Annotated in this window: 4 protein-coding genes; all 4 read right to left on the bottom strand. The window is 32.7% G+C overall.

The features are described from left to right. The coding region (locus CUN59_RS20675) for a relaxase/mobilization nuclease domain-containing protein (protein ID WP_165790242.1) at positions 1–608 on the bottom strand (608 nt) is incomplete at its 3' end. 177 nt (positions 609–785) lie between these two features. Then, positions 786–1,169 (bottom strand): plasmid mobilization protein, encoded by a 384-nt coding sequence (locus CUN59_RS20665; RefSeq protein ID WP_104389569.1) that lies wholly within the window; start codon positions 1,167–1,169, stop codon positions 786–788. A gap of 309 nt (positions 1,170–1,478) precedes the next feature. Then, positions 1,479–1,754 (bottom strand): hypothetical protein, encoded by a 276-nt coding sequence (locus CUN59_RS20660; protein WP_015310587.1) that lies wholly within the window; start codon positions 1,752–1,754, stop codon positions 1,479–1,481. A gap of 20 nt (positions 1,755–1,774) precedes the next feature. Continuing rightward, on the bottom strand, positions 1,775–2,635 hold an 861-nt coding region (locus CUN59_RS20655; protein ID WP_104389568.1), incomplete at its 5' end, for a replication initiation factor domain-containing protein.

Raw genomic sequence — 2,635 nt, 5'->3', positions numbered from 1 at the left:
CCCCTTACCTTAAATTCTATACCTGATTCCTTTAAATACTCTGAAAAGCTCTTAAAATCGCTTGTATGTTCTTTCGCATGTTCTATTTTTTCTCTCAAATCATCTTTCCAAGAATATTGGTCTTTCTCTATCAATGATTTTTCGGCTTGTGTGTATCTCAATTTCGCCGTATCTCGTTCTGGCACACTCAAACCATGTTCTCGACAAATATCGTCATTGGCTTGTTTAACCAAATCTCTTTGTTGTTTATTACTTTGATATTTGCGTCCTGTTTCAAGGTCAATTGAATTAATTACAATATGATTGTGTACATGCTCTTTATCTGTATGCGTATAGATTGCCACTTGATGATTAGGTGCAATCTTTTCGGCTAGTTCTAAGCCAAGTTGATTACATTGTTCTGGTGTTACTTCGCCAGGCTTGAATGACTGTATAACTGTATGAGCTTGAATACCGTTTTCTTTGCCATATAACGCCCTAGTTTGCTTAAACGATGATTTCGCATAATCTATATCACAATTTAAGCCACTCTTTTCTTCTGCTCGCTTTTCTGCGTAATTGATTGCCCGACTTGCCGATTTGGTATTGCCTAATTTAGTGGTTGCCATTGGTATTCCCCTTTTTTTGTTTAGGAATAAAATAATCAATCAAAAGGCCACCAAAAGCACAAAATAAGAAACAGATGATGATAAACCACCATTGCTTTAGGAATGAAAAATTAAAAAATAAAATCAAGATCATTAAAGATATAACAATTAAAATCCAAATACCAAACAGCCATCTTCTTAATTTATTTTGTTCCATACCTCATCTAACCTTTCACGTAATTCACTAATATTACGTTCTAACGCTGGATAGTTAGGTGCGTCATATTGATGTTGGTTGCAATATTTCGCAATCTGATTCGCATTTGCCCCCAACATACTCAAATCTTTCGCTACCGATTGTCGCGTTGCTTGATCCAATTTGGGTGCGACCAATCGGGCGCCTTGTGCCTTTTTCTTAACGAAAGCAGGCACACTCATATTTAAAGTTTCAGCTGATTGTTGTAACTTTAAATATTCGGATTCGCTCACACGAAAACTGATTTGTTTTGGCTCCTTACGGTTGGGTTTATGGTTTCGCCCAACAGTTTCGTCGCTAGCCATAAAGTTATTTTGTTCGCTCATCAAATCCCACCACGCTTTCTTCGAAAGTCATTACTTGATAAAATCTAGCTTACAGGGTAAGCCAGATTTTATCAAGTAATTTTGTGATTTGGCAAGCGTCGTATTTTCTAGCCACTTCGTTCTGAAAATACCGGCTTGCTGGGATTAATCCCAGACCCTTTATGTTTTTGCTAACGCAAAAAATGAGTGGCTTAAATGCTAGCCACTCATAGTTCAAAACCGTTAAACCCAAGCGACCAAAAATGGTGGTCGCACATTCGTTTTTAAATTTTATGATCACTTCGTGTATAAAATTTAATGTACTCAAATTCAAAGTATAAATAATATAAAAATCAAAATTAGGATAATTACAATATCCCAAAATATACCTTTACCATCTTTTTCTAAAAAGTCTGGAATACTACCAATAATTAATCCAATTATAAATATAATTTTAACAAAGGTATTTATATAATCTAAAAACGTCCAATCAAACATCGAATTCAAAATGAATAGTAATATCCATGCAATTACCGCACAATTCATTATATTACTAGCAATTTTTTTATATATTGCGTGTTCATAATTTCTTTCTGAAAAAAGCATAACAACCACTCCAAATTATTTTAAATTCTAAAATCATTTTGCCAAAAAGTAATTTGTTTCTGTAATTGTTTTTCATTTTCTCTTAAAGTCGATTTCATTAATTCAGTTAAATCAACTGGCGATATTTCTTTAATTAAGTTTTTATATTTATATTTAGCATGTCGTTCAAGTTTTCCCCATGTATCTTCTTCATGAATTAACATATAAACCATTGCTTGCTCTTTTATTTTTTCTAGTACAGTCCAATTAGGTTTTAATATATGCAAATCATCAAAACAGCTATTCCACATATCAACCATATTTCTTTTAAGCTCAATTTCTACACGCCATAAGTGTTCTGAATTAATTTCAATATCGGCATTATCTTTGCGTTCTTGCTTTTTATTATAAATTCGAATGAATCTATCACTATCACGTACACCAAAATATTTTGTTTCTGGTTTACCATTACGCCCATAAAATATAGTTTTCTTAACTGCTTTATCAGTCATTGTGTAATAATCGCTTAAATCTTCTTCAAAATCGAAAGCCAAATCTAATCTTGTAAATCCATCATCTTCCATGTAGCTAATTACATTGCGTTTTAACCAAAGCATTTCATCATACGTTAATTTATTAGGATTAAATTCAACACGCATATTACGTCTATCCCAACTATCTGCTCTCACTTTGTCATATTCGATATATACTTTTTCTTGAAGTGCTTTAGCTTTGAATTTGGTTTGTAGAATATCCCAAAGTCTAAATCGAGGCTCAACACTCATAAATTTTGATAATTGTTCTGCATTATCTTTATTAAGATTTCCAACAATTGTCATAGCGTCAAAACTTAAATTTGGTTGAGGGGTGGTAAAAAAATTACCACTTAACCGGCTATTAGA

Source organism: Cuspidothrix issatschenkoi CHARLIE-1, assembly GCF_002934005.1.
Taxonomy (GTDB): Bacteria; Cyanobacteriota; Cyanobacteriia; order Cyanobacteriales; family Nostocaceae; genus Cuspidothrix; species Cuspidothrix issatschenkoi.
This window is presented reverse-complemented; position numbering and strand designations above follow the sequence as displayed.